Genomic DNA, 23,265 nt, shown 5'->3' with positions numbered 1-23,265 from the left:
TAAGTTTCCTCTAGAATAAAGTTTTCCCATTTTCAGGATTTATAGCCACGTGGAATATGTTGATCGGCATCAAGGCGGTGAACGCACAATCTTAGTAAGTGTTTCTGTACAATTATTAGATGATCTGGATGCCGAAGAGTTTGCTCTACTCGCACAGTCTGCTGGTGCAGATATCCTTGAACATATTAAGGTTCAGCGTAATAAGCCTAATCCTAAATTTTTTATTGGCTCCGGAAAAGTCGAAGAAATTGCAGAGCAAGTTCAGGAACTAGAGGCAAGTCTGGTTATCTTTGACCATGCGTTATCACCTGCTCAAGAACGAAATTTAGAAAGAATATTAAAATGCCGAGTTATTGACCGCACAGGCTTAATTTTAGATATTTTTGCGCTGCGTGCCCGTACGCATGAAGGTAAGTTACAAGTCGAACTTGCTCAGCTTAAACATTTATCTACTCGTCTTATTCGGGGTTGGTCTGCCGATTTTGAACAACAAAAAGGTGGTATCGGCTTACGTGGTCCCGGTGAAACACAACTAGAGACAGATCGTCGTCTCATTCGTGTTCGTATTACCCAATTAAAAGATAAATTAGACAAAGTACAACAGACTCGTATGCAAGGGCGTGCTGCAAGACAAAAAGCAGCTATTCCAACGGTTTCATTAGTAGGTTATACCAACGCTGGTAAATCGACTTTATTTAATATTTTAGCTAATAGTGATGTCTACGCAGCTGATCAACTATTTGCAACACTTGATCCAACCCTACGCCGTTTAGACTGGGATGGTATCGGTACTGTTGTGCTAGCAGACACAGTAGGTTTTGTACGAAACTTACAGCATGATTTGGTTGAATCATTTAAAGCAACACTTGAAGAAACACTAGAAGCGACCCTTTTACTGCATGTTATTGATAGTAGTAGCCACGACATGCTTGACCAAATTGAAGCGGTTGAAGGCGTATTAAAAGACATTGGTGCTGATGCTCCCGTACTTCGGGTATACAACAAAATTGATCTAAGTGGTGAAGAGGCCAAAATTATTTATGCCGAACCACATGTACCAGATCGAGTTTATGTTTCAGCTCATTCTGGTCAAGGTCTAGAGTTGCTCCAAAAAGCAGTACAAGAATGCTTAATGGGCCAAATTCAAAAGTTTTCACTCGTGCTTAAGCCTGCTTATGGCAAATTACGTACTCAACTTTATGCCTTAAATGTGATTGAGTCTGAACATTATGATGATGCAGGCTTATTACATATTGATGTGAAGATTGCACCACATAAGTTAGAAAAGCTGATTCGCCAAGCAAAGCTTCCATTGGATGAAATCTTAGGAGAACACGCAAGTCAATTTAAGCGCCCCTTGGAAGAGTTTGAAATCAAGGGCGATATCAGTTAAAACTTGATAAGTAAACTTTTAGAGATAAAAAATATGGATAAGATCAAAAGTATAGACTGGACAGCATGGGTAATTACATTACTACTCATTATTGGTTTTCGTGAAGGCTCTGTCGTTGTCATGCGTGCTTTTGGTCATCCAGAATTAGGTAATCTGGTCGGTTTAATCAGCTTACTTATTATTTTACTGATTTGGAGAAAGTTTAAAAAAATTCCACTTCGAATAGTAGATACCAATAATAAAATCATGAAAGAAAGTGGATTCGCGTTTTTACCTATCTGTGCAGGTTCATTAATTATGCTGGTACATATGGGTAAGGAAATTCCATTATTTCTTTTTGTTTTAGTGGTCAGTACCCTTATACCTTTGTGGGTCTATGCAAAAATGGCAAAACGTTGGTTATAAGGAGAATAAAATGTTTACGATTTTCTACGGATTTTTGATCACACTCATTGGTTATCTGTGTGCAAAGCCTTTAAACCGACGTTTCCCGCAAGTTCCACTTTTAGTCTTTGGCATGTTCATTGTAATTGGCTTACTTTCAGTTCTACATGTGCCATATGAACAGTATCGTCTTTATGTGAATGACTTATTTGGTCATCTATTAGGTTATGTCACTGTAGCCTTAGCCATTCCTTTAGCTGCAATGCGTTACGATGATCTTCCAATTAAATCGGTCATTGGTATTTTACTTTTTGCAAGTATTAGCGCCGTTGCTCTACCTATGGGGCTGGCTTATTTGTTACATATGTCTGAACCTACCATTCTTGCATTTGCCACCCGTGCAGTAACCACTCCAATTGCTCTGAACATCGCGACTTTATTACATGCTCCTGAAACACTCGTAACCCTTATTGTTATTTTGTCTGGGGTAATTGGCGCAGCATTCTCACCATTCTTACTTAAACATATTCATGATGAGAGAGCATCAGGTTTAGCCTTAGGTTTAGCTGCACACGCCATCGGAACAGCTCAAGCTTGGCAACGCGGACCCGTTGCAGGTCGTTACGCTGCATTTGGTATGGCATTGAACGGTGTATTTACTGCAATTTGGCTACCAACATTAATGTTATCTTTTGGAACACCATAATTAAGAAGCCTATTAAATAAACATTGAACGGTATATGAATTCCAAATAAGATGATCTTTCAATGTTAAAAGGATTTTTAATCATGGGGAAAATTTTTATTGGAGCGCTGCTCTTATTGGGGATTAATACTGCTACATTCGCAGCAGATATTACAGGTCTCTGGCAAACAATTGATGATAAGACAGGTGCTCCTAAAGCACAGGTAGAAATACGAAAAGAAGCGAACGGGACATATGCCGGGAAAATTATCAAAGTAACGCCACGCCCAGGTTATACGCCTAAAGAAATTTGTGATAATTGCCCTGCGCCATATACCAATAAACCGATTTTAGGTCTGGATATCGCAACTGGTTTAAAACAGGTAGATGGACTGAACTATACTGGCGGTAAAATTTTAGATCCGAATACTGGTAAAGTTTACGGGCTTAAAGCAAAACTTAGTTCAACTGGCAAACGCTTACATATGCGCGGTTATCTCGGAGTTTCAGCTTTAGGGCGTAATCAAATCTGGATTCGAGTAGAATAATAATAGTTCCTAATAAAAAAAGCCGCTTCTGCGGCTTTTTTATTTTTAACTCAGCTACAAGCTTCATCTTGCACTCATAAAAAAGCATTGCTTTTCTTATATTTGCACAGGATTTTCAACAGAAAAAATTTCTTTGTCTTCAAGTCGATAAGCCATTAATTTTCTGCCCCAAACGCAGCCACCATCAATATTCTGGATCTGCTCATTAATAGTTCTGCCCTCGAGCGCAGCCCAATGACCAAAAATAATCTGATGAGTTTGTGCCGCTTTGCTCGGAAATTCAAACCAAGGTAAATAACCTTCCGGCATTGGTGCATCTAAAGAATCTTTAAAACTAAACTCTAAAGCCCCTTCGGCATTGGTTAAACGCATGCGAGTCACATAATTGGTAATACAACGTAAACGCGCAGAACCCGTTAAATTGTCTTCCCACAAATCTGGTTTAGAACCATACATATCTGCTAAAAAAGCATCCAATACAGATAAATCTTCGTTTGCGAGTACAGCCTCAACCTCTTTTGCCAACGTTACAGTTTTTTGCGCATCCCAAATACAAGGTATGCCAGCATGAGTAAGGATCGTATGCTCGTTTGGCAATAAACATAATGGCTGTTTACGTAACCAGTCGATTAACTCATCACCATCAATCGCATCAATAACATCCTGGGTACGATCTTTTGCTTTAATCTCTTTTAAACCACGCGCACCCGCAATTAAAGTCAGGTCATGATTTCCAAGTACAGTTGCAGCAGCGCCACGATCAGCAAGCTTTTTAATAAAACGTAATGCCCCTACCGAGTTTTCACCACGTGCGACTAAATCACCAGCAAACCATAAAAAGTCTTGATCTGGATCAAAACGTATTTCTTTAAGCAAAGCTTTTAGAGCTTCAAAACACCCTTGCACATCGCCAATAACATAGTTAAAACGCTTAGTCATCTACGCCACCATTTGATCGGCCAAAGCAACAAATTGGGCAAGTGTTAAGGTCTCTGGACGAGCCATCGGATCAACACCAGCTTTTTCAAAGCCATCTTCTGCAATCATACCTTTAAGACTGTTTCTTAAAGTTTTGCGGCGCTGAGTAAATACATGGGCAACCAGTCGAGCTAAAGCTTTTTCATCTTTTGCTGTAATTGGCTTTTGATCATAAGGAACAAGGCGGAAAACCGCACTCGTTACTTTAGGTGGCGGGTTAAATGCACCAGCCGGCACTTCAAATAAAAATGTTGGTTGACAGTAATACTGAATCATTACTGACAATCGTCCATATTCTTTCGTATTCGGTTCAGCAGTAATACGGTCAACCACCTCTTTTTGCAGCATAAAGTGCATATCTTTAACTTTGCTGCCAAATTCCAAGAGATGAAAGAGTAATGGGGTTGAAATGTTATAAGGTAAGTTACCGACTACACGTAATGGTCGGCCATCTTTTACCAGTTCGCTAAAGTCATATTTTAATGCGTCAGCTTCTATAATCGTCAAACGTTCAGGATGTGGAACACGTTCTGGTAGCCCAGCAGCTAAGTCACGATCTAGCTCCACTACTGTTAATGCATCACACTCCCCAATTAAAGGAGATGTTAAGGCAGCTAAACCAGGTCCAATCTCGACAATATTGTCGCCTGTACGCGGACTTACAGAGCGCACAATTTTGGCAATGACTCGTTGATCATGTAAGAAGTTTTGACCAAAACGTTTACGAGCTTTATGCCCTTCATCTTTCGGGTTTAGGGCATTAATTTGATACATAGAACATTTCCAACATGAAAAATTTAGTTCGCTGCTAAAGATAAAGCTAAATCAACAGCGACATTTAAACTTGAGCTTTTTGCCAAACCAGTCCCAGCCAAAGACAATGCAGTGCCATGGTCAACCGAAGTTCGAATGAAAGGCAAACCCAATGTAATATTGATGGCTTCACCAAACCCTTGTGATTTTAACACAGGTAAACCTTGATCATGGTACATGGCAAGTACAGCGTCTGCATTTTTAAGATGTTCTGGAGTAAATAAGGTATCTGCCGGCAAGCTTAAACTCATCTTAATCCCTTGCGCCCGATAACTTTCAAGTACCGGATTAATAGTCTCAATCTCTTCACGCCCCAAATAGCCATCTTCACCTGCATGCGGATTTAAACCACACACGAGTACACGTGGGTCTGTAATTTTAAATTTTGTTTTTAAGTCGTGTAGTAAAATATCAATAACCTGATGCAACCGTTCTTTGGTAATTGCATCTGCTACATCTCTTAAGGGTAAATGTGTAGTTGCTAAGGCGACACGCAAGGTTTTGGTTGCAAGCATCATTACGACACGCTCTACACCTGCAAACTCTTGATAGTATTCGGTGTGACCGCTAAATAAAATACCAGCATCATTAATGACCGATTTTTGCACAGGTGCCGTGGCTACCCCGACACTTTTACCAGACATTGCATAATCTGCTGAACGATGCAGTTGTTCTAATACGTAGGCTGCATTAGCTGGGTTTAATTGGCCATCAATGACAGCTGCTTCTAAAGGCACATGTTCTATATAGAGTTCATTCAGAGATGATGACTCAGGCTGTCCTGTATATTCTACAAATTGAATATTTATCCCAAGTTTTTGGGCACGTTGCTCTAATAAGTCTCGGTCACCCAAGATCACAACAGGGCGTTCATCAACCCGCTTAGCCAAGCTCAAACAGATATCTGGACCAATACCAGCCGGCTCACCGGAAGTGACATATAATGGCAGCACAATCACTCCAGACACATAACAAAAATTTGTTTGATTTTAACATATCTGACATTCATCAGTTTATGGATTAAATTATATGGCTTAAACTGGATTTTTCTTGTGAGTTTGGACAAACTCGTTTAGAATGCTCGCTCCTTTTGTTTGGACAGATTCCATAGTCCAAACCAACTATAATAGGTAGTGGTTTAATGAAAACTCTCAGCGCTAAGCCAGCTGAAGTTCAACATGACTGGTATGTTGTTGATGCTTCTGGCAAAACTTTAGGTCGCCTTGCGACTGAAATCGCTCGTCGTTTACGCGGTAAGCACAAAACTTCTTATACTCCTCACGTTGACACTGGCGATTACATCGTTGTGATTAATGCTGAACAAGTTCAAGTGACTGGTAAAAAATCACTTGATAAGAAATATTATCGCCATACTGGTTTCCCTGGTGGTATCCGTGAGACTAACTTCGAGAAGTTAATTGCTCACAAACCTGAAGCTGTTCTTGAAAAAGCGGTTAAAGGCATGTTACCAAAAGGTCCTCTTGGTTATGCAATGATCAAAAAAATGAAAGTGTACGCTGGTACTGAGCATCCGCATGCTGCTCAACAGCCACAAGTTTTGGACATCTAAGGGATACAGCACATGGCTACTAATTATGGTACAGGTCGCCGTAAGACCGCAACTGCACGTGTTTTCTTGTCAGCTGGTACAGGTAAACTCGTTATTAATAACCGTACTTTAGAGCAATATTTCGGTCGTGAAACTGCTCGTATGGTTGTTCGTCAACCTTTAGAACTTTTAGAAGTTACTGAAAAGTTTGACCTTTACATCACTGTTAAAGGTGGTGGTATCGGTGGTCAAGCTGGCGCGATCCGTCACGGTATTACTCGTGCGCTTATCGCTGCTGACGAAACTTTAAAACCTGTTCTACGTCAAGCTGGTTTCGTTACTCGTGATGCTCGTGAAGTTGAACGTAAGAAACTTGGTTTACGTAAAGCTCGTAAGCGTCCTCAATTCTCTAAACGTTAATTCGTTTATCGAGTTGGACAAAAAGCCTTGGATTTTTCCAAGGCTTTTTTATTATGAAAATAGAGCCATAAAATGCAAACTTATAAATATAAACAAACTATCTCTTTAGAACCGTGATTTCCTAGAGCATTTTTAGTATCCTAATCGATTCACTCAACCACGTCGTCTTGTGATATGTCGGTCGAAAACACCTCTATTCAGGGGATTACCCTTTACAGTCATGCTGATGATTTCCGTTCTCATTGGATTCGTTTCTTATTAGCAGAAAAACAAATCAAATATCAATTGATCATAACTGACCATGAAGACGAAGATTTAGCCAGTTTAAATCCTTACAACCAATTACCGATGTTGGTCGAACAAAATCTTAAATTATTTTCAGCGCCTATCATCGCTGAATATTTAGATGATCGTTATCGTCAAAGTAAGCTTTATGCCGATGCTCCTATGATGCGTGCAGAACAGCGGCAGTATATTTGGAGACTTGAAAATGACTGGTTCAAATTAGCAGATGACATGTTAAAACATGCAGACTCTCTAAATCTCGAACAAAAGCAAAAAGCTCAAAAAGAACTACGTGAAACATTGATTTCACTTACTCCCCTATTTCAGCATTTTCCGTATTTCATGTCTGAGAGTTTTACAATCTTGGACTGCATGCTTGCCCCTATCTTTTTAAGATTAAATAGCATGGGAATTGATTTACCAAAACAGCACTGTCGCCCTATATTTTTGTACTGTAAACGTATCTTTGAACGGCCTTCTTTTGCTAAATCAATGACGCCTCAAGAGAAAAACCGTTACAATGAACTATTAAATATGGAATAGCGTGATATGTCTGAGCAAACTATTGATTTAACCCCTACACGTCCTTATCTTGCTCGTGCAATCTATGAATGGATTTGTGATAACCAACTGACTCCTTATCTATTAGTTGATGCGACACAACCACATACCGACGTTCCGCAACAATTTGTTAAAGATGGGCAAATTGTTCTAAATATTGTGCCCCATGCAGTTCATCAATTGCTTATTACCAATGAAGCTATTACCTTTTCAGCTCGTTTTGGCGGAGCATCAAAAGACATTTATGTCCCTATTCAAGCTGTTTTAGGGATTTACGCACGAGAAAATGGACAAGGTTTATTCTTTAATCCTGAAGAATATGCCAATGTAACACCTGTAGAAAATACAGTAGAGTCAGAAGTACAAGAAGCAACTGAAACAACATCAACTAAGAAAAAACCATCGTTAAGAATTTTAGATTAAATTTAGAGGAAGAAAGCATGGCATTTGATTTAGTCCAATACTTTGCTGAGCAGATAAAAATTCAAAAGCCTCAGCTTTTAAATCAATATCCAGTTAATGAAAAAAATAAACTGATTGATGAGGTGAATATTCTTACGCTTGGAAAACTGATTAGTTTATGGCGTCAGAATGATAATAAGATTTATCAAGAAATCAAAACCTCAGATCCACTTTATGTTCAAGAAGTTGCTCGTCATTTAACGACTTCTAAACATAATCAGTCGACTTTAAAAAATTCAGAACTAGAACAGAGTATTTCTGAAATTTTAACTTTGCAGTTAGCAGAACTTAATCAGCTCGATGAAACAGGTGGTTTTGGGCATAATGGCTTAAAAGAATTAATTTTAGGTCAGATTGAACACTTATCAGGTCAAGCTGAAGATTGGGTTTGGTCAACAAACCACCTAAATGAATTAATTGGTTCTAAACCTGTGGAACAAGAAGAGCTATCATTGGATACAACAATGAAGGAGTTCAACCAAATGGTTCACCAAGCCCAACCTCATCATGATGACGTGCATATTGAAGAACAAACAATCGAAACTTCAGTTCCTACATGGTCAAAGATTGTTGCCCCTCTAGTTGCTTTAGCAATTTTAGGGTATCTGTACTGTATTTATACTCAGCTTGTTTAATTTCATCATAAACATTAAAAGAGGAACAAATAGTTCCTCTTTTTTGTTTTAAAAAATATAATTTATTAACCAATATTGTTTTAACATTCTATTACAATTATTAATTTTTGAATCAAAACTATATAATGCAAACCTTAGCACAATATTAAAATTATAATGTGCAAATCCTCTTATAATATTTTTTACAATATGACATTTTTGGTCACTTATTTACCCAAATATCAATTTTAAATTAAACCTGTTTGATTGACTTAAGTTTTGGTAGAAATATAATGATTTTTAACTACTTTTAAATAAAAAGTAGTAACTATAATTTTATAATCCTGAGAGATAAAAATGGCTAAACTTTCTTTAGATAGCTTAACTGAAATTGATGGTTTTGTTGCATCTGCACTTGTTGATTCAGAAAGTGGTTTATCACTTGCAACTCAAGGCGGTGGGGAAATTGATTTAGAATTGGCTGCTGCTGGAAATACAGAAGTCATTCGCGCAAAAAGAAACATAGCTAATGCATTGAAATTAAATGATAATATTGAGGATATTTTAATTACACTGGGTAAAGCTTATCACTTAATTCGTCCATTAGAGAGTAATAACAGCTTATTTCTTTATTTAGTACTTGATCGTACTAAAGCAAATTTGGCTATGGCTCGTCATGAGTTAAAGTCATTTGAAAAAGAGCTAGACTTCAGCTAATTGATTTAATTTATGCTCTTTATATTCATTATAAAGAGCATAGGAAATCACTACATTATTTAATAAAACTTAAAATGATACTATGGATAGTCATTGTATAAATATTGCCATTTCTGGTTTAAGCTTAAAAGTTTCAGATGAATTAAAAATATTAATCCGAAATTTAATATCCAATCAATATGGGATTAATTGGATCAACATTTCTAACAATCATATTGACTTATTAATCATTAATGAAAACTTTTTTGATGCAGATAACATTCAAAATATTCTTCAAAAGAAAAAAATTCCTTATTTAAAAATTACCAAAACGCCTTCGCAAAATGGAAATTCTATATATGAACATACTTTACACTTTCCCTTAGAAAAGTCAGAACCCCTTCTATATTGGCTACAAAAAAATGTATTAGCATCTTTAGAATCTACTGTTATTAACTCTACCTCAGCTTCATCAAATGAAATGGCTCTCATAGATGGGCATTTTATAAAAAGTTTACATAGTCAGGAAAATACCAAATTACATTTATTTGATGATAAAGGTACTCTCGCTATTATTGATAACAGGACTCAGATCGCTTGGGTAGAACCTTCTCGTCAAAAAGCCCATACCAATATGAGTTTTAATTTTGTTTTTGCCAAAACCTCGGACTTTACAAAGGTTTCGCGTAAAAAAAGTTATTATTTACAGGACTGGTTATGGAATCTGATTTGGAATTCAAATAATTTTGAAAATCTAGCCTCGAAGGATAGCTATTTTAAAATTGATCATTGGCCACAACCCTATCAAAAAGAATATAGAAAAGTGAGCCTACAACTCTCTGCATGCTTTATACAGGGAGCAAAAATTACTGATGTAGCTCACCAGCTTAACTTATCAATTGATGATGTCTTACGTTTCGTTACAGCTTGCTTAATGGCAAATAATGGAAAATTTGTTTCTGCAAGCAAATGCACTTACACACCAAATTCGTACTTAGAGAATTCAAATACAGAGAATCATTTTTTTAAAAATTTTATAGGGAAAATTAGACGGCGATTTGGTCTTTAAGGGAAGTTATGATTATACAGCAATATAAAATTGTCTTTGCAGGTAGCATGGGGGCAGGAAAAACAGAAGCGATTAAATCGCTATCTGAAATTCCAATTCTAGAAACAGAAGCATTCAATACAGATGTTCAAAGCCATCAGAAAACCCAAACCACTGTAGGCATTGATTATGGTGAAATTACTTTAGATGATGGAATCAAAATCGGACTCTATGGAACCCCAGGACAAAGCCGTTTTGATTTTATATGGTCGGTCATTTGTGAAGGTGCAATCGGTGTTATTTTATTATTGGATCATAATAGCTCTAATCCAATTGCCGAGTTAGAAAGCTATTTAGAAACCTTTAAAAATTATAATGATAATATTGCGATTGGTATTACTCATGTTGACGAAAATAAAGAGTCATCACTTCAACAATATCGTCATTGGATAAAAGCAAATGCACTACCATACCCTCTTTTTTTTATTGATGCGCGTGAGCAAGAACAAATTTTAATGATGGTTGAATCATTAATTGCATCACTTGAAGTCAAGGTAGGCTCAACATCTCAAGGGAATGATCATGCTTAGTATTCCAACTCAAAAACGAACCGCTCCAACACAGTTACTACAACTTGCAAAAGCCGAAGCTCATAATATTTTGATGAATACGCGTGGTGTAGATTTTGTCATGATTTGCTCTTCTGATGGTTTTGAATTAGCAACAATGAGCCACAAGAACCACCATAACACTACTAAGTTAGCAGCCGTAAGTAGCTCAATTTTGGCAATGGTCACTGCATTTTTAAAAGAGATTCAACTGACGGGCTGTAATAACATTACTTTAGATGCAGATAATGGCAAGGCTATTTTAACTGCTATTCCAGCAACTCATCACCCGATGATTATGGTGACGCTCAGCAATAAAGAGGTACTTTTAGGACAACTCTTGTATAGCCTAAAAAAAGCAAGTCAGTTGATTGCAGAGGCAGATGGAGAATAAATCAGGACTCCTCATTTAAAGTAAAATACCGCTCATATAGAGCGGTATTTTTCACTTAAGTTTGAATAGTAAATAACATCTGTCGTTTTTTTACTTGCTGCCCTTGCTGACCTAAAACATCATCAACTATTCCATCAACATCCGATTTAATCTGCTGTTGGATTTTCATGGCTTCAAGCACTAATAAAGTTTGGCCTTTTATGACTTGATCACCTTTATTGACCAATATATTCACTACCGCACCATCCATTGGCGCACGAATTTTGCCATCACCAGCCACATCAGCTATTTCTGGGGCAGCATAAGTTACGTTGCGAATTGCAACATTGCCATTATCTCGGTCTAAATAAAGCTGATCATCCTCCAGTACATATTGCACACGGCGACGTACACCATCAATTAAATAAACTAATTGCTCTATCGTTCTTTCAAGCACTTCAATACAAATAGTTTGATCGCAGAGCTCTACCGTAAACGTATTATTTAGCGATGAAAGCTGCAATTGAACTTGCTGGTCATCATATTTAAGCTTTAATGGTAATGGCACACCTAGACCAGTTTGCCACACTGCCGTACCGTTACTTTGGCTAAATAATGCCGCAGCAATTGCTAAGGTTTCTAAAGATAGAACCTGCTTATGTAGACTGCTGTCGTTTTGAAAATGCTGTTGAATGAATGCAGTATTAGTATCTCCTGCAATAACAATTGGATGACGCAATAAATTGACCAAAAACTGTTTATTGCTATTTACACCTAGCAAAACACAATCATCCACAGCACGAGCGAGTAAGCGAATCGCATCCTCACGGGTTTTCCCATATGCGATCACCTTTGCTACCATCGGATCGTAAAATGGACTAACCTCATCAGTTGCTAACATGCCATGATCTATTCGTACATTTGGCAACATTGCTGGCTGCCAACGTAACACTTGACCAGTTTGTGGTAAGAAATCCTGACGTGGGTCTTCTGCATACAAGCGCACTTCTATCGCATGTCCATTTAAGGTCAATTCCTGTTGCTTTAAAGGTAACTGCTCACCATTCGCCACACGTAACTGCCATTCAACCAAGTCCAATCCTGTAATCAGCTCAGTGACCGGATGTTCGACCTGCAAACGAGTATTCATTTCCAAAAAGTAAAATGCACCCGATGCATCTAGCAAAAACTCAACTGTACCTGCCCCGACATAAGCACATGCTTTCGCTGCGGCTACAGCTGCCTCGCCCATTTGCTGGCGTAGTTCAGGCGTCATCACTGGACATGGAGCTTCTTCAACAACTTTCTGATGACGACGCTGAATCGAACAATCGCGCTCAAACAAATAAACATAATTGCCGTAAGTATCGCCAAAAACCTGAATTTCGACATGACGCGGAGCAATAACTGCTTTTTCTAAAATGAGCTCGCCAGAACCAAAGGCATTTTCAGCTTCTGAACGCGCAGTTTGTAAAGCTTCCACCAACTCAGAGAGGTGCTGTACCAAACGCATGCCACGACCGCCGCCACCCACAGAGGCTTTTACCATAATTGGAAAGCCAATTTGCTCGGCTTGTGTAGCCAAATAGTCGATGTCTTGACGATCGCCTTCATACCCCGGCACACAAGGTACACCTGCTTCAATCATGGCAATTTTTGAAAGGCGTTTACTGCCCATTAACTCAATTGCAGAAGCGGTAGGCCCAATAAATGTAATCTGGTTGTCGATACAGGCCTGAGCAAAATCAGTATTTTCCGACAAAAAACCATAACCAGGGTGAACTGCATCTGCCCTAGTTTTTTTGCATGCATCTATTATTTTGGTAATAGAAAGATAAGAATCAGATACTTTTGAAGCACCAATATAGACAGCTTCATCAGCCTCTTGCACATGGCGAGCATGACTGTCAGCATCTGAATAAACTGCGACAGTTTGATAGCCCATTGCCTTAGCAGTTTGCATGACTCGAACTGCAATTTCTCCACGATTGGCAACCAATACTTTTGAAAATTTCATTATTTTTATTCCTATCGCTTATGATTCATCGGTCCAATTCGGCAACCGTTTCTGAATAAAAGCCATCGTTCCTTCTTGACCTTCAGCTCCACCAACTGCTTGAGCAAACTGCTGTGCAGCATCATCTAACAAATCACTCAAAGGCTCATTGAGCGTTCGATATAACAGTACTTTAGTCACACGCGAAGCTTGAGGAGCTGCTCGTTTAATGTGTTGAATGGTTTCCTGTAAAGCTTGTTCAAGTTCAATTTCATTATGTGCAATTTGATGAACCACACCGACACTTAGCGCCGTATGCCCTTCAAAACGCATGCCCAGTAAAGCAAGTCGGCGTGCCTGAGTCAGGCCAATACGTTTCACCACAAAAGGAGCAATTTGCGCAGGAATCACACCAAGTCCAGTTTCAGGTAAACCAAACTGGGCATTGTCACGGCTAATGGCAACATCGGAAACACATGCCAGACCAAAACCACCACCTAACACCGCGCCTTCTAAAATCACCACAACCGTTTGCGGTGCGGCTTCAACTTGCTCAAGCAAGGCACCAAAACGGCGGTTAAAGTCCACATAAGGTTGTAGACTGCCAACATTAGCTGCCTCAACACGTAAAGCTGCCATATCTTTAATGTCACCACCCGCACAAAAAGTTCCACCTTCACCACGGATAATTACCGCACGAATTGAAAGATCATTGCGAATGGCAGTAAAAACTTGTTGAATCGCATTGACCATATTCAAGTTCATGGCATTACGGCTCTCTGGTCGATTTAACCAAAGGTATAAAATACTGCCGTCTTGTTCCAATTGAATGCTGTCATCAAGATCTAAAGCTTGTAAAGATGTCGAAAGTGTCATGGCGTATTCCTTATTTTTATTTCTGCTTTTTAGGCAGAATATCCATCAACTTACAGATAATCCCCAACATAATCTCATCTGCCCCGCCCCCAATAGACCCTAGGCGGCCATCACGATACAGCTGCGACGCAGGGTTATCCCACATAAAGCCATTACCACCCCAGTATTGCAGACAACTATCAGCAACTTCACGAGTTAAACGTCCAGCTTTGAGCTTTGCCATAGACGCCAACATCGTGACATCCTCGCCCGCAATATGCTGTTCGCATGCTTGATAAGTTAATGCTTTGAGTGCTTCCACTTCGGTCATAAGTTCAGCAAAGCGGAAGTGGATATATTGGTTATTAATGAGGGGTTGACCAAAAGTAGTACGCTCTTTGGTGTAATTAATTGTTTGCTGAATACAATGCTGCAAGCCGCCAATCGCATTAGCACATGCCCATAAGCGCTCTTCCTGAAATTGCATCATTTGCATCATAAAGCCCATACCTTCAACACCCACCAAGTTACGCTGCGGTACACGTACATTGTCTAAATAAACTTGTGCTGTGGTTGTTGAACGCATCCCTAATTTATTAAGTGGCTCTGAAAAACTAATCCCTTTGGTTTTTGCAGGTACGATAATCATTGACTTATTAACGTGAGGTTTATCATCAGACGTGTTGGCTAAAAGACAGAAGAAGTCGGCCTGCAATGAGTTGGTAATCCACATTTTGCTGCCGTTAATGACATAGTCATCGCCATCTTTTTTTGCAGTTGTTTTAATAGCAGCAACATCCGAACCAGCATGTACTTCTGATACTGCAATGGATGCAACATATTCCCCTGTAATCGCTGGTGTTAAAAACTCATCGCGTAACTCTTTACTTCCAAAACGTGCCAAAGCAGGTGTTGCCATATCAGTTTGTACACCAATAGCTAAAGGCACCCCGCCACAAGCTGCATAGCCAATTTCTTCTGCAACCACGAGGTTATACGAATAATCTAACGCTAAACCGCCATTTTCTTCTGGCTTGCAAATTCCTAATAAACCAAGATTACCCATCTTCTTAAATACTTCATGGATTGGGAATCGTCCCGCGGCCTCCCATTCTGGAATATGTGGATTCAGCTCATTTTGAACAAATTGACGAGCTGTACGGCGCAATGCTTCATGTTCAGCAGTAAATTTCATTGTATTATTCCTATTAATTTTTTTAATTGCGGTAAAGGTTGATTAAAAACGGGACACACCAAAACGAGTTGGATTTAGCTCTCGTTGCTGTGCTTCATAAATGGTTTGTAAAAGGAAAATTAATAATTTTCGGGTATCTCGCGGATCGATAATGCCATCATCATGTAGCATGGCCGTATTGAAAAGTGCAGTGGATTGCTGCTCCAATTTCATCGCAGTACTTTGCTCAAGAAAATCGAGCATTTGCGGATTCGGTTCCTGACCGGAAGCTTTTTGCTTTCCTTCAGCCACAATGCGTAGCACCTTTCCAGCTTGTGCAGCGCCCATTACAGCAACATGCGAATTTGGCCAAGCAAAAATAAAGTCTGGCGATAAACTCCGACCACACATCGCGTAGTTACCTGCACCATATGACCCTGCCACAACAATTGAAATTTTAGGTACAGAACAATTGGCAACAGCTTGAATCAGTTTCGAACCATGTTTGATGATGCCATTTTGCTCGGCATCGGTTCCCACCATAAAACCAGTAGTGTTATGTAAGAACAATAACGGACGTTTGGTTTGTTCACACAGATGAATAAACTGAGCTGCTTTTGCTGCCCCTTGAGGTGTAATCGGGCCATTATTGGTGATAATGCCAATATGTAATCCGCCAATCTTCGCCCAGCCACATACCGTTAAATCATCATATTCCTGTTTAAATTCTAGAAAATCTGAATCATCAACAATGCGGGCAACCACCTCTTTCATATCAAATGGTTGTTTAGGATCACTTGGAATAACACCCAACAGTTCCTCGGTATCGTAACGAGGCTCTTTATAAGTCACATCAACTGGTTTGATTTGCTCTTTCCAGTTGAGGTGTTCAAAAATTTCCCGTGCAAGTCGAATCCCATCTGCATCATTTTCAGCTAAATATTCTGCTGTTCCGGCAACCTGTGCATGCATTTCAGCCCCACCCAATTCCTCCGCTGTAGCGACTTCACCCGTGGCAGCCAGAAGTAAAGGTGGACCTGCAAGAAGCATTTCGGTTTGTTTGCGTACAGCAATGACATAATCGGAAAGACCGGGTTGATAAGCCCCTCCTGCCGTTGCATTACCATGCACCACTGCAAGTTGAGGAATACCAGCCGCAGAAAGACGTGCCTGATTTGCAAAGGTCATACCACCATAGGTAAATACTTCAGCCGCATAATTTAAGTTGGCGCCACCACTTTCGGTCAGCGTAATCAGGGGGAGTTTTTGTTCTAAGGCAATTTTTTGCAAACGCAAAGTTTTCTGTACGCCCATAGGGGACATGGTCCCACCTTTAATCGCGCTATTACTTGCAGAAACCAGACAACGCACACCACTGACAAAACCAATGCCAGCAATCACACCACCACCCGCTTCTGAACCATCTTTATCATCATGCATGTTGTAGCCAACCAAACCACAAAGCTCAATAAAAGATGAATCAGCGTCAAGTAATAATCGTACACGCTCATGCGGCAGAATCTTGCCCTTTTTATCGAATTTCGGTTTAGCCACATATGATTTATCAATGCTTTTTTGCTGAATTGCACGGACTTCACTCAGCTGAGCAAGCAGTGCCTCTTTATTCTTTTGATACTGTTCACTACCAACAGTAATTTCGGATTGGAGAATAGTCATTTTTTATTCCTCACTCCGAACCTGAATTATTGCTTTGCTCGACTTTCTCAGTCTTATCTTTTTTAAAAATTTCAGGAATAAACGCGCGATGGAAACCATTATAAGACTGACTATTTGTTGCTTCGGCTAGTGGGTACATGCGTGTCCCTTGCGATGCAGCGCCATCAATACGCAATGTCACACCCGACACAAAAGCAGCAGCATCGGACAATAAATAACAAATTGCCGATGAAACTTCAGACTCAGTTCCCATACGTTTTAGCGGTACATTGCCAGCAAGACTTGGAATAATCACTTTGGCAAAATCACCGCTATAATTATCCATCCCGGATGATACAATCCACCCCGGTGCAACCGCATTTACACGAACGCCAGATTTCCCCCACTCAACCGATGCTGTTTTAGTTAAGTTATCAACCCCTGAACGCGCAGCACCAGAATGTCCCATTCCCGGCATGCCGCCCCACATATCAGCAGTCATGTTAACAATACTGCCACCATGTTTTACCATCCATTGGTTATAAGCTTCACGCATTAAATAGAACGTTGCGTGTAAATTGTTACGCACGACTGCATCGAAACCATTCGCCGAGATATTCTCTAAAGCTGAGGGGAACTGGCCGCCTGCATTATTTACCAAGCCATCTAGTTTGCCGAATTTCTCAATCACTTCGGCAATCATATTTTTCACTTGTTCTTCTTCACGGTTATCACAAACAATAAAATGAACTAAGCCACCGTCTTCTATAATTTCTTGGCTTACTTTCTCTAATTTTTCAATTTTGCGTCCTGTAATCACTACTTGAGCGCCGAGGGCCGCAAGCTCATGTGCCGTACAACGGCCAATTCCTGAGCCACCACCTGTCACAATAATGACTTTATTAGCGAAAGCATCTGGTCTAAAAATTGATTGATAACTCATCTTTGTTTCATCCATTCATTTTATTTTTCTAAAAGATGTGCCGGAACTTTTACAGGCATATCCAATAATTGTTGGGCAAAGGCCTTCCCTTGCGGATCTATACGTAGACTTGCAACACCACCGCCACCCAAGGCATTTTCCAGCATAAAATTTAGTGCATTCAAACCCGGTAACTCATAACGAATTACCCGCCCTTTCTCAGCATCCAAGACATGTTGCATATAGCTTGCAACAGACTGTTCAGTTAGTGCTGCACGAATCCATGGCAAATATTCTGCTTTACGTGCAATCACACCAATATTGCTATGATTGCCTTTATCACCACTGCGGGCATGAGCAATTTCAATCAAAGGAACTTCAATTTCATCTCCTTGATAAATTGCATTTTCACCTGCCTTTAAATTAGGCAATTGCTCTGTAAAAACTCCTTGTGGAATCTCAACTGGGTAGCGTTTTCCTTCAAAATCGATTTCGACACTTACTTGATTTTTATCTATTAAAAATGAAAATAGTTTAATCACTGGCGATGCTTTTGGACGCCCCCCTACTATCCCTGCCAAGGCCGGAGCCATACCTGTTGAAGCTTGAGCAATTTCAGATGAAAAGAACATACATGCTTCTTTGAACATGTGTTTTACAGCTATTTCGACCACAACTTCACGACTATTTAATGTTTGGGCATGTTCGCCATAGGTACTTTCAATCCCTAAGATTTCAACTGATTTTTCACTAAAAGGTGGCACTGAGCGCATTGCTAAAACACGTTCACACTTAGTCAAAATCGCATCGGCAATGACTTGTGCTTTTTGTGGTGCCTCACGCCCTGCAATTAAAAAACTGACTAAAACCCGATAACCATCTGGATAAGTCGCACTAACTTTATATTGTGTAGTCGGTGCTTGTCCTTTTGCACCCGTCACACGAACTCGATGCTCTCCGATTTGTTCTAAATGCACCTGACTGAAATCAGCAATTACATCGGGTAATAAATATGCTTGAGGATTGCCAATTTCATAAACAATTTGTTCAGCAACCGTAGCGGTAGAGACCAGACCACCTGTCCCTTGCGGTTTGGTCACAACGAATGAACCATTTTCCCTCACTTCAACCACTGGAAATCCCATGTTGTCGAAGCCTTGTACCAATTGCCAATCGGTAAAATTACCGCCTGTACATTGCGCACCACATTCAATCACATGACCTGCCAAGGAACCTTGTGCCAACTTGTCATAGTCATCTAAAGACCATTGATATTCATGAAGTAAAGGAGCAAGCACCACAGCAGAGTCAACAACACGACCAGTAATCACAATATCTGCGCCTAGGTCTAAGGCATCACGAATAGCCACTGCACCCAAATAAGCATTACTACTCGCCACCTGTTCTGGCAAAGCTTCACCGCTAAACATTTCCTGAATATTTTTCTGCTTGAGTTGCTCATGTTGTGCTAAAAGATCATCACCTAAAACCACAGCAACTTTCAGATCTAGACCATATTCTTTAATTATTTTTTGTAAGGCATCTCGACATGCCAGTGGATTAACACCACCAGCATTACTAATCACCTTAATCTTTTTCTCTGCAATTTTTTTAAGTAGAGGTGCCATCACTCGGCTGACAAAATCTAAAGCGTAACCATGTTTTGGTTCCACCATCTTCGCTTTTGCCATAATCGACATGGTGATCTCTGACAAATAATCAAAAACCAAATAATTAATATCGGTTAAATGCACCAATTGGAAAGCCGCAGTATTGGTATCCCCCCAAAATCCTGAAGCACAACCTATTTTCACGACACGCTCATCATCCTGTTGATTACTTGCCATCTTATTTCTCATTATTTTGTTTAAAAATTACACTCAACACTACCAAGCAAGCGCTTGGTTTGTAAAGAGCAAAATGTTATTGTGAAATTGACCAAAACTGCCAAACTCGACAGCTCAGCTAAAACATGATGAGATTTGGCAAACTTTTCTGTTAAGTATTTTTTATATAAAGGATTCGGCTTTCGCATGATTGCTACTTCAATTGAACAGATTCCAAATATCTCTTGCTTTGACGATAGCCCACGTGGTCGTTTATTAAAGGGAGCAGCCTATCTATTTCATAAACAAGGCTATGACAAAACCACTGTACGCGAACTTGCTCAATTTATTGGAATCCAGTCGGGAAGCTTATTCCACCACTTTAAAAGTAAAGATGCCATCCTCGCCCATGTAATGGAGGAAACCATTATTTACAATCTTGCTCGTTTACAAGATGCGGCAGCTCAATCTACCGATCCAGAAAAACAGTTACGTGCACTTATTAAAGCTGAACTCATTTCAATTACTGGAGATACTGGTGCAGCTATGGCTGTTTTAGTTTATGAGTGGTTTGCGCTGTCAAAAGAAAAACAAGATTATCTTTTAGAAATGCGTAATGAATATGAACAAATCTGGTTAGATGTCATTGAAAAGTTACGCACTCAAGGCAAGATAAAACATGGTGCCTTTATTTGGCGAAGACTAGTTGGTGGTGCGATTTCATGGACTGTTACTTGGTATAAAACTGAAGGCAAAGTCAAAATTGATGAGTTAACTGAAATAGTGTGGGAAATGGCTTTGAAATAAAAAGGTGGTTCAATGACCACCCTGCAAGAATTAATAACCGAGCTGCTTACTAATCAAATCTTTCATAATTTCTTCAGCACCACCGCCAATCATATTGACCTTTACTTCACGGTAAATACGTTCAGACTTAGTACCTCGCATAAAACCCATACCTCCCAACGTTTGTACAGCCGCATCAGCACAAAATTGCATAGAGCGAGTCGCAACATTTTTCAGCATCGAGATTTGAGCGACTAACTCAGGCCCTTGTAGTTTTGGCTGAGTCATTTTCCATGCAGTTTCTTCAAGCAAAGCACGTGTTGAGGTCAATTGTGTTGCCATATCCACCAATTTATGACGCACTACTTGATGATCAATCAATCGTTTACCAAAGGTCTTGCGCTGTTGTGCCCACTCCAAAGCTTCTTCATAACACACCAATGCATAGCCATAAGCCACCACACCCAAGAAAAACCGCTCCATATTAAAGTTATTCATAATCACTTTAAAACCGGCATTTTCTTTACCCAGCAAATTTGATGCAGGGACTCGTACTTGATCAAAATGCAAATGAGCCGTATCTGAAGCCCACCACCCCATTTTCTTTAAAGGTGTCTTAGTAATTCCCTCGCTGTGCGCATCAACTAGCAACATTGAGATACCTTCAGCACCCGTTTTTGTCGGATCTGTACGTACTGCAACTGTATAGTAGTCAGCACGAATCCCTGATGTAATAAAGGTCTTCTCACCAGAAACAATATAATAATCACCGTCTCTGACAGCCTTGGTCTGTAGTGCAGCGACGTCTGACCCTCCACCCGGTTCTGTAATCGCCAATGCTGAAATCTTTTCACCAGAAATAATACCTGGCAGGACTCTAGCCTTTAACTCCTCACTTCCAAAATGCTGAATCGGTGGTGCTCCAATTGTGTGTACCATGAGTGAAATATGTACTCCACCCGAACCAGCTTTTGCCATTTCTACACCAGCCAGTAATGAATAAAATGGATCTGCATCAGTAATACCACCATATTCCTCAGAAAAACCTAAACCTAATAGACCAATTTCAGCAGCCTTTTTATATAGCTCTCTTGGGAAAGTCTCTGCCTCATCCCATTCATTAACAAAAGGAGCCATTTCTTTTTGTACAAAACGACGAACATTATTAGCAAAAGCAATATGTTGTTCATTATAGTAAATTGGGTTTGGTTGCATTTCTACAGATGTCCTGATGTTTTTATTTAATTCCAGAACATATCTTGTCATGTTTGCCATCAATCAAAAGTTGCAAGAATCTCCATTTTCTTGGCATAAAACATCAAAGCCTCTTCTTTTTATTCAAATACAATGCCTATACTCTTAAGCAACAACGAAACCCACGGGCAGCATAATAAGACTGCGCTCCATTATGATAAATAAAGACACGACCATATCGACGATCAGCAAAAAGTGCTCCATCTAGTTTACGAATCTCATTTGGGGTTTTGAGCCAACTTGATGTTTTAAGATCAAACTCTTCAATTTCTTGTAATTGGGAATATTGCTCTTCTGTTAAAAGCTCAACTCCCATTTCCTTAGCTACATCTATTACGCTATTTTTTGGAGGATGATCTTTTCTAGATTCTAGGGCCTCGCGATCATAGCAAAGGCTTCTACGACCTTTAGGTGTCTCAAGAGAGCAATCTACAAATAAATATTCATCTTCCGGCTGATCATAAGCAATAACATCCGGCTCTCCTCCTGTATTTTCCATTTCCAGCAATGACCGCAATTTAACAGGATCTTTAATTAGTTTATTTTGCACATCCAACCAATTCATTTCTTGATGACGATGTGTGTTCTTTTCGAATCTATTTTTTAATAATTCAATGAGTAACTCAATTTGCTTTTGAGTTAGTTGTTCTTTAGTTGGCATTGAATAAATCCTTATATTTATTAAATTGAACGGCCATCAAAATAATTTATTTTATTTAATATCAATGGCTTTTTTGCCTAGCACATTAATTGCAGAGATAGAACTAAATCCAATATCTCTACATTAGGTTTTATAATTAAGATAATCAATAATCTTTTACTATATATTTAATTCCAAAAGTGTCCACAACGCTTACATCTATTACCATTTCTAAAAGAAAATAAAGGCAGGCCGAAAAACATAAACGCTAAAAAGGCAGATTTTTTTCCTTTAGTATTAACTTCTATATCCGAGCTTCCACACTTAGGGCAATATTCTTGATTCTCCCCGAACTTTTGTTCAAGCTCGTCACTAAAGTCTTTTTCAAGAAATGACTTTGCTTCATCAACATAGTTCTCTGGAACTAACAAACGAACCCCACCTAAAGCATTAGAATAAAACCAAGCAATTTGTGCCTCATAAGGAAACGAGAAAGTTTTAACTACGATCCATTGCATATTAAATTTCTAATTAGTTAAATAATTTTAGAGTAGCTTTATTTCTTTATAATTTGAATTAATTTTAATATTTAAAGAATTGTAGGAATAAATTCCACGCAATAAAAAACACCCCCACTCATTAGAATGGGGGTGTTTGGAATAATGAGCTGGCGATGACTTACTCTCACATGGGTAACCCCACACTACCATCAGCGCTAAGAGGTTTCACTTCTGAGTTCG

At 39.4% G+C, this 23,265-nt stretch carries 26 protein-coding genes and 1 rRNA gene; 14 read left to right on the top strand and 13 right to left on the bottom strand.

The genetic code is table 11. From position 1 onward, the window contains the following. Nucleotides 1-49 precede the first annotated feature (49 nt). The 4 genes from hflX to MKX14_RS18100 all read left to right on the top strand — a co-directional run bounded on the left by hflX (nt 50) and on the right by MKX14_RS18100 (nt 3,009). Nucleotides 50-1,393, top strand: a complete 1,344-nt coding sequence (gene hflX / locus MKX14_RS18115; protein ID WP_014207696.1) for a ribosome rescue GTPase HflX — start codon at nt 50-52, stop codon at nt 1,391-1,393. 33 nt (nt 1,394-1,426) lie between these two features. Further along, nucleotides 1,427-1,798, top strand: coding sequence for a hypothetical protein (locus MKX14_RS18110; RefSeq protein ID WP_002117849.1), 372 nt, complete (start codon nt 1,427-1,429; stop codon nt 1,796-1,798). 10 nt (nt 1,799-1,808) lie between these two features. Then, the gene (lrgB, locus tag MKX14_RS18105) at nt 1,809-2,483 is read left to right on the top strand and encodes an LrgB family protein (protein WP_005804924.1); all 675 of its coding nucleotides are present in this window, start codon (nt 1,809-1,811) and stop codon (nt 2,481-2,483) included. Nucleotides 2,484-2,565: 82 nt separating this feature from the next. Next, nucleotides 2,566-3,009: a DUF2147 domain-containing protein gene (locus MKX14_RS18100; RefSeq protein WP_002117847.1), complete on the top strand. Its 444-nt coding sequence runs from the start codon at nt 2,566-2,568 to the stop codon at nt 3,007-3,009. A gap of 96 nt (nt 3,010-3,105) precedes the next feature. On the opposite strand, the gene apaH is transcribed toward MKX14_RS18100, so the two are convergent. Genes apaH through pdxA form a run of 3 tightly spaced genes read right to left on the bottom strand, consistent with a single transcriptional unit; the run spans nt 3,106 to nt 5,768 of the window. After that, nucleotides 3,106-3,948: a symmetrical bis(5'-nucleosyl)-tetraphosphatase gene (apaH, locus tag MKX14_RS18095; RefSeq protein WP_240283143.1), complete on the bottom strand. Its 843-nt coding sequence runs from the start codon at nt 3,946-3,948 to the stop codon at nt 3,106-3,108. Then, entirely contained in the window at nt 3,949-4,761 is an 813-nt protein-coding gene (gene rsmA / locus MKX14_RS18090; RefSeq protein ID WP_005065242.1) for a 16S rRNA (adenine(1518)-N(6)/adenine(1519)-N(6))-dimethyltransferase RsmA, read from the bottom strand. It abuts the gene before it with no gap. A 23-nt stretch (nt 4,762-4,784) separates the two neighbouring features. Beyond that, the gene (pdxA, locus tag MKX14_RS18085) at nt 4,785-5,768 is read right to left on the bottom strand and encodes a 4-hydroxythreonine-4-phosphate dehydrogenase PdxA (protein WP_240283142.1); all 984 of its coding nucleotides are present in this window, start codon (nt 5,766-5,768) and stop codon (nt 4,785-4,787) included. A 173-nt stretch (nt 5,769-5,941) separates the two neighbouring features. Between pdxA and rplM the strand changes: the two genes are divergently transcribed. The 9 genes from rplM to MKX14_RS18040 all read left to right on the top strand — a co-directional run bounded on the left by rplM (nt 5,942) and on the right by MKX14_RS18040 (nt 11,437). Then, nucleotides 5,942-6,370 carry a 50S ribosomal protein L13 gene (gene rplM, locus MKX14_RS18080; RefSeq protein ID WP_002117832.1) on the top strand — a complete coding sequence of 143 codons (429 nt, stop codon included), beginning with the start codon at nt 5,942-5,944 and terminating at the stop codon, nt 6,368-6,370. Nucleotides 6,371-6,382: 12 nt separating this feature from the next. Further along, nucleotides 6,383-6,769 (top strand): 30S ribosomal protein S9, encoded by a 387-nt coding sequence (gene rpsI / locus MKX14_RS18075; protein ID WP_002048725.1) that lies wholly within the window; start codon nt 6,383-6,385, stop codon nt 6,767-6,769. 174 nt (nt 6,770-6,943) lie between these two features. Continuing rightward, complete coding sequence (sspA, locus tag MKX14_RS18070) at nt 6,944-7,597, top strand: glutathione S-transferase N-terminal domain-containing protein (protein ID WP_068564858.1); 654 nt, start codon at nt 6,944-6,946, stop codon at nt 7,595-7,597. Between the two features lie 6 nt (nt 7,598-7,603). Next, nucleotides 7,604-8,038: a ClpXP protease specificity-enhancing factor gene (gene sspB, locus MKX14_RS18065; protein ID WP_240283141.1), complete on the top strand. Its 435-nt coding sequence runs from the start codon at nt 7,604-7,606 to the stop codon at nt 8,036-8,038. Between the two features lie 17 nt (nt 8,039-8,055). Continuing rightward, complete coding sequence (locus MKX14_RS18060) at nt 8,056-8,712, top strand: hypothetical protein (protein WP_046813364.1); 657 nt, start codon at nt 8,056-8,058, stop codon at nt 8,710-8,712. Nucleotides 8,713-9,048: 336 nt separating this feature from the next. After that, nucleotides 9,049-9,408 (top strand): hypothetical protein, encoded by a 360-nt coding sequence (locus MKX14_RS18055; protein ID WP_046813365.1) that lies wholly within the window; start codon nt 9,049-9,051, stop codon nt 9,406-9,408. Between the two features lie 82 nt (nt 9,409-9,490). Continuing rightward, a complete protein-coding gene (locus tag MKX14_RS18050) occupies nt 9,491-10,456 on the top strand; it encodes a hypothetical protein (protein WP_240283140.1) in 966 nt (321 codons plus the stop codon). Between the two features lie 8 nt (nt 10,457-10,464). Further along, the gene (locus MKX14_RS18045; RefSeq protein WP_005065256.1) at nt 10,465-11,025 is read left to right on the top strand and encodes a GTP-binding protein; all 561 of its coding nucleotides are present in this window, start codon (nt 10,465-10,467) and stop codon (nt 11,023-11,025) included. After that, nucleotides 11,018-11,437 (top strand): roadblock/LC7 domain-containing protein, encoded by a 420-nt coding sequence (locus MKX14_RS18040; protein WP_240283139.1) that lies wholly within the window; start codon nt 11,018-11,020, stop codon nt 11,435-11,437. The genes MKX14_RS18045 and MKX14_RS18040 overlap by 8 nt, the downstream gene beginning before the upstream one ends. Before the next feature lie 55 nt (nt 11,438-11,492). Here the strand turns inward: MKX14_RS18040 and MKX14_RS18035 are convergent, their stop codons facing one another. The 6 genes from MKX14_RS18035 to MKX14_RS18010 are packed head-to-tail and all read right to left on the bottom strand — an operon-like array spanning nt 11,493 to nt 19,866. Next, nucleotides 11,493-13,433: an acetyl/propionyl/methylcrotonyl-CoA carboxylase subunit alpha gene (locus MKX14_RS18035; protein WP_240283138.1), complete on the bottom strand. Its 1,941-nt coding sequence runs from the start codon at nt 13,431-13,433 to the stop codon at nt 11,493-11,495. Between the two features lie 18 nt (nt 13,434-13,451). Further along, the gene (locus tag MKX14_RS18030; RefSeq protein WP_240283137.1) at nt 13,452-14,288 is read right to left on the bottom strand and encodes an enoyl-CoA hydratase/isomerase family protein; all 837 of its coding nucleotides are present in this window, start codon (nt 14,286-14,288) and stop codon (nt 13,452-13,454) included. A gap of 16 nt (nt 14,289-14,304) precedes the next feature. Beyond that, nucleotides 14,305-15,462 carry an acyl-CoA dehydrogenase family protein gene (locus MKX14_RS18025; RefSeq protein WP_240283136.1) on the bottom strand — a complete coding sequence of 386 codons (1,158 nt, stop codon included), beginning with the start codon at nt 15,460-15,462 and terminating at the stop codon, nt 14,305-14,307. Between the two features lie 42 nt (nt 15,463-15,504). Continuing rightward, nucleotides 15,505-17,118 carry an acyl-CoA carboxylase subunit beta gene (locus tag MKX14_RS18020; RefSeq protein WP_240283135.1) on the bottom strand — a complete coding sequence of 538 codons (1,614 nt, stop codon included), beginning with the start codon at nt 17,116-17,118 and terminating at the stop codon, nt 15,505-15,507. A 10-nt stretch (nt 17,119-17,128) separates the two neighbouring features. Then, complete coding sequence (pecR, locus tag MKX14_RS18015; RefSeq protein WP_000121942.1) at nt 17,129-18,040, bottom strand: SDR family oxidoreductase; 912 nt, start codon at nt 18,038-18,040, stop codon at nt 17,129-17,131. Nucleotides 18,041-18,060: 20 nt separating this feature from the next. Continuing rightward, a complete protein-coding gene (locus MKX14_RS18010) occupies nt 18,061-19,866 on the bottom strand; it encodes an acyclic terpene utilization AtuA family protein (RefSeq protein WP_240283134.1) in 1,806 nt (601 codons plus the stop codon). Between the two features lie 186 nt (nt 19,867-20,052). Here MKX14_RS18010 and MKX14_RS18005 point away from each other — a divergent pair, with 186 nt between their 5' ends. Further along, nucleotides 20,053-20,652, top strand: a complete 600-nt coding sequence (locus tag MKX14_RS18005) for a TetR/AcrR family transcriptional regulator (RefSeq protein ID WP_046813372.1) — start codon at nt 20,053-20,055, stop codon at nt 20,650-20,652. Nucleotides 20,653-20,682: 30 nt separating this feature from the next. Here the strand turns inward: MKX14_RS18005 and MKX14_RS18000 are convergent, their stop codons facing one another. The 4 genes from MKX14_RS18000 to rrf form a co-directional block, all read right to left on the bottom strand. Next, nucleotides 20,683-21,846 (bottom strand): acyl-CoA dehydrogenase family protein, encoded by a 1,164-nt coding sequence (locus MKX14_RS18000; RefSeq protein WP_046813373.1) that lies wholly within the window; start codon nt 21,844-21,846, stop codon nt 20,683-20,685. Nucleotides 21,847-21,982: 136 nt separating this feature from the next. Further along, nucleotides 21,983-22,546 carry a DUF4256 domain-containing protein gene (locus tag MKX14_RS17995; protein ID WP_240283133.1) on the bottom strand — a complete coding sequence of 188 codons (564 nt, stop codon included), beginning with the start codon at nt 22,544-22,546 and terminating at the stop codon, nt 21,983-21,985. A 167-nt stretch (nt 22,547-22,713) separates the two neighbouring features. Continuing rightward, nucleotides 22,714-23,043: a DUF2007 domain-containing protein gene (locus MKX14_RS17990; protein ID WP_240283132.1), complete on the bottom strand. Its 330-nt coding sequence runs from the start codon at nt 23,041-23,043 to the stop codon at nt 22,714-22,716. Nucleotides 23,044-23,190: 147 nt separating this feature from the next. Continuing rightward, nucleotides 23,191-23,265 (bottom strand): 5S ribosomal RNA (gene rrf / locus MKX14_RS18360); the annotation flags it as partial.

Source organism: Acinetobacter pittii, from assembly GCF_022449185.1.
In the GTDB taxonomy this organism is placed as follows: Bacteria; Pseudomonadota; Gammaproteobacteria; order Pseudomonadales; family Moraxellaceae; genus Acinetobacter; species Acinetobacter pittii_I.
The sequence above is the reverse complement of the archived record's forward strand: the minus strand, read 5'-3'. Positions and strand labels throughout refer to the sequence as shown.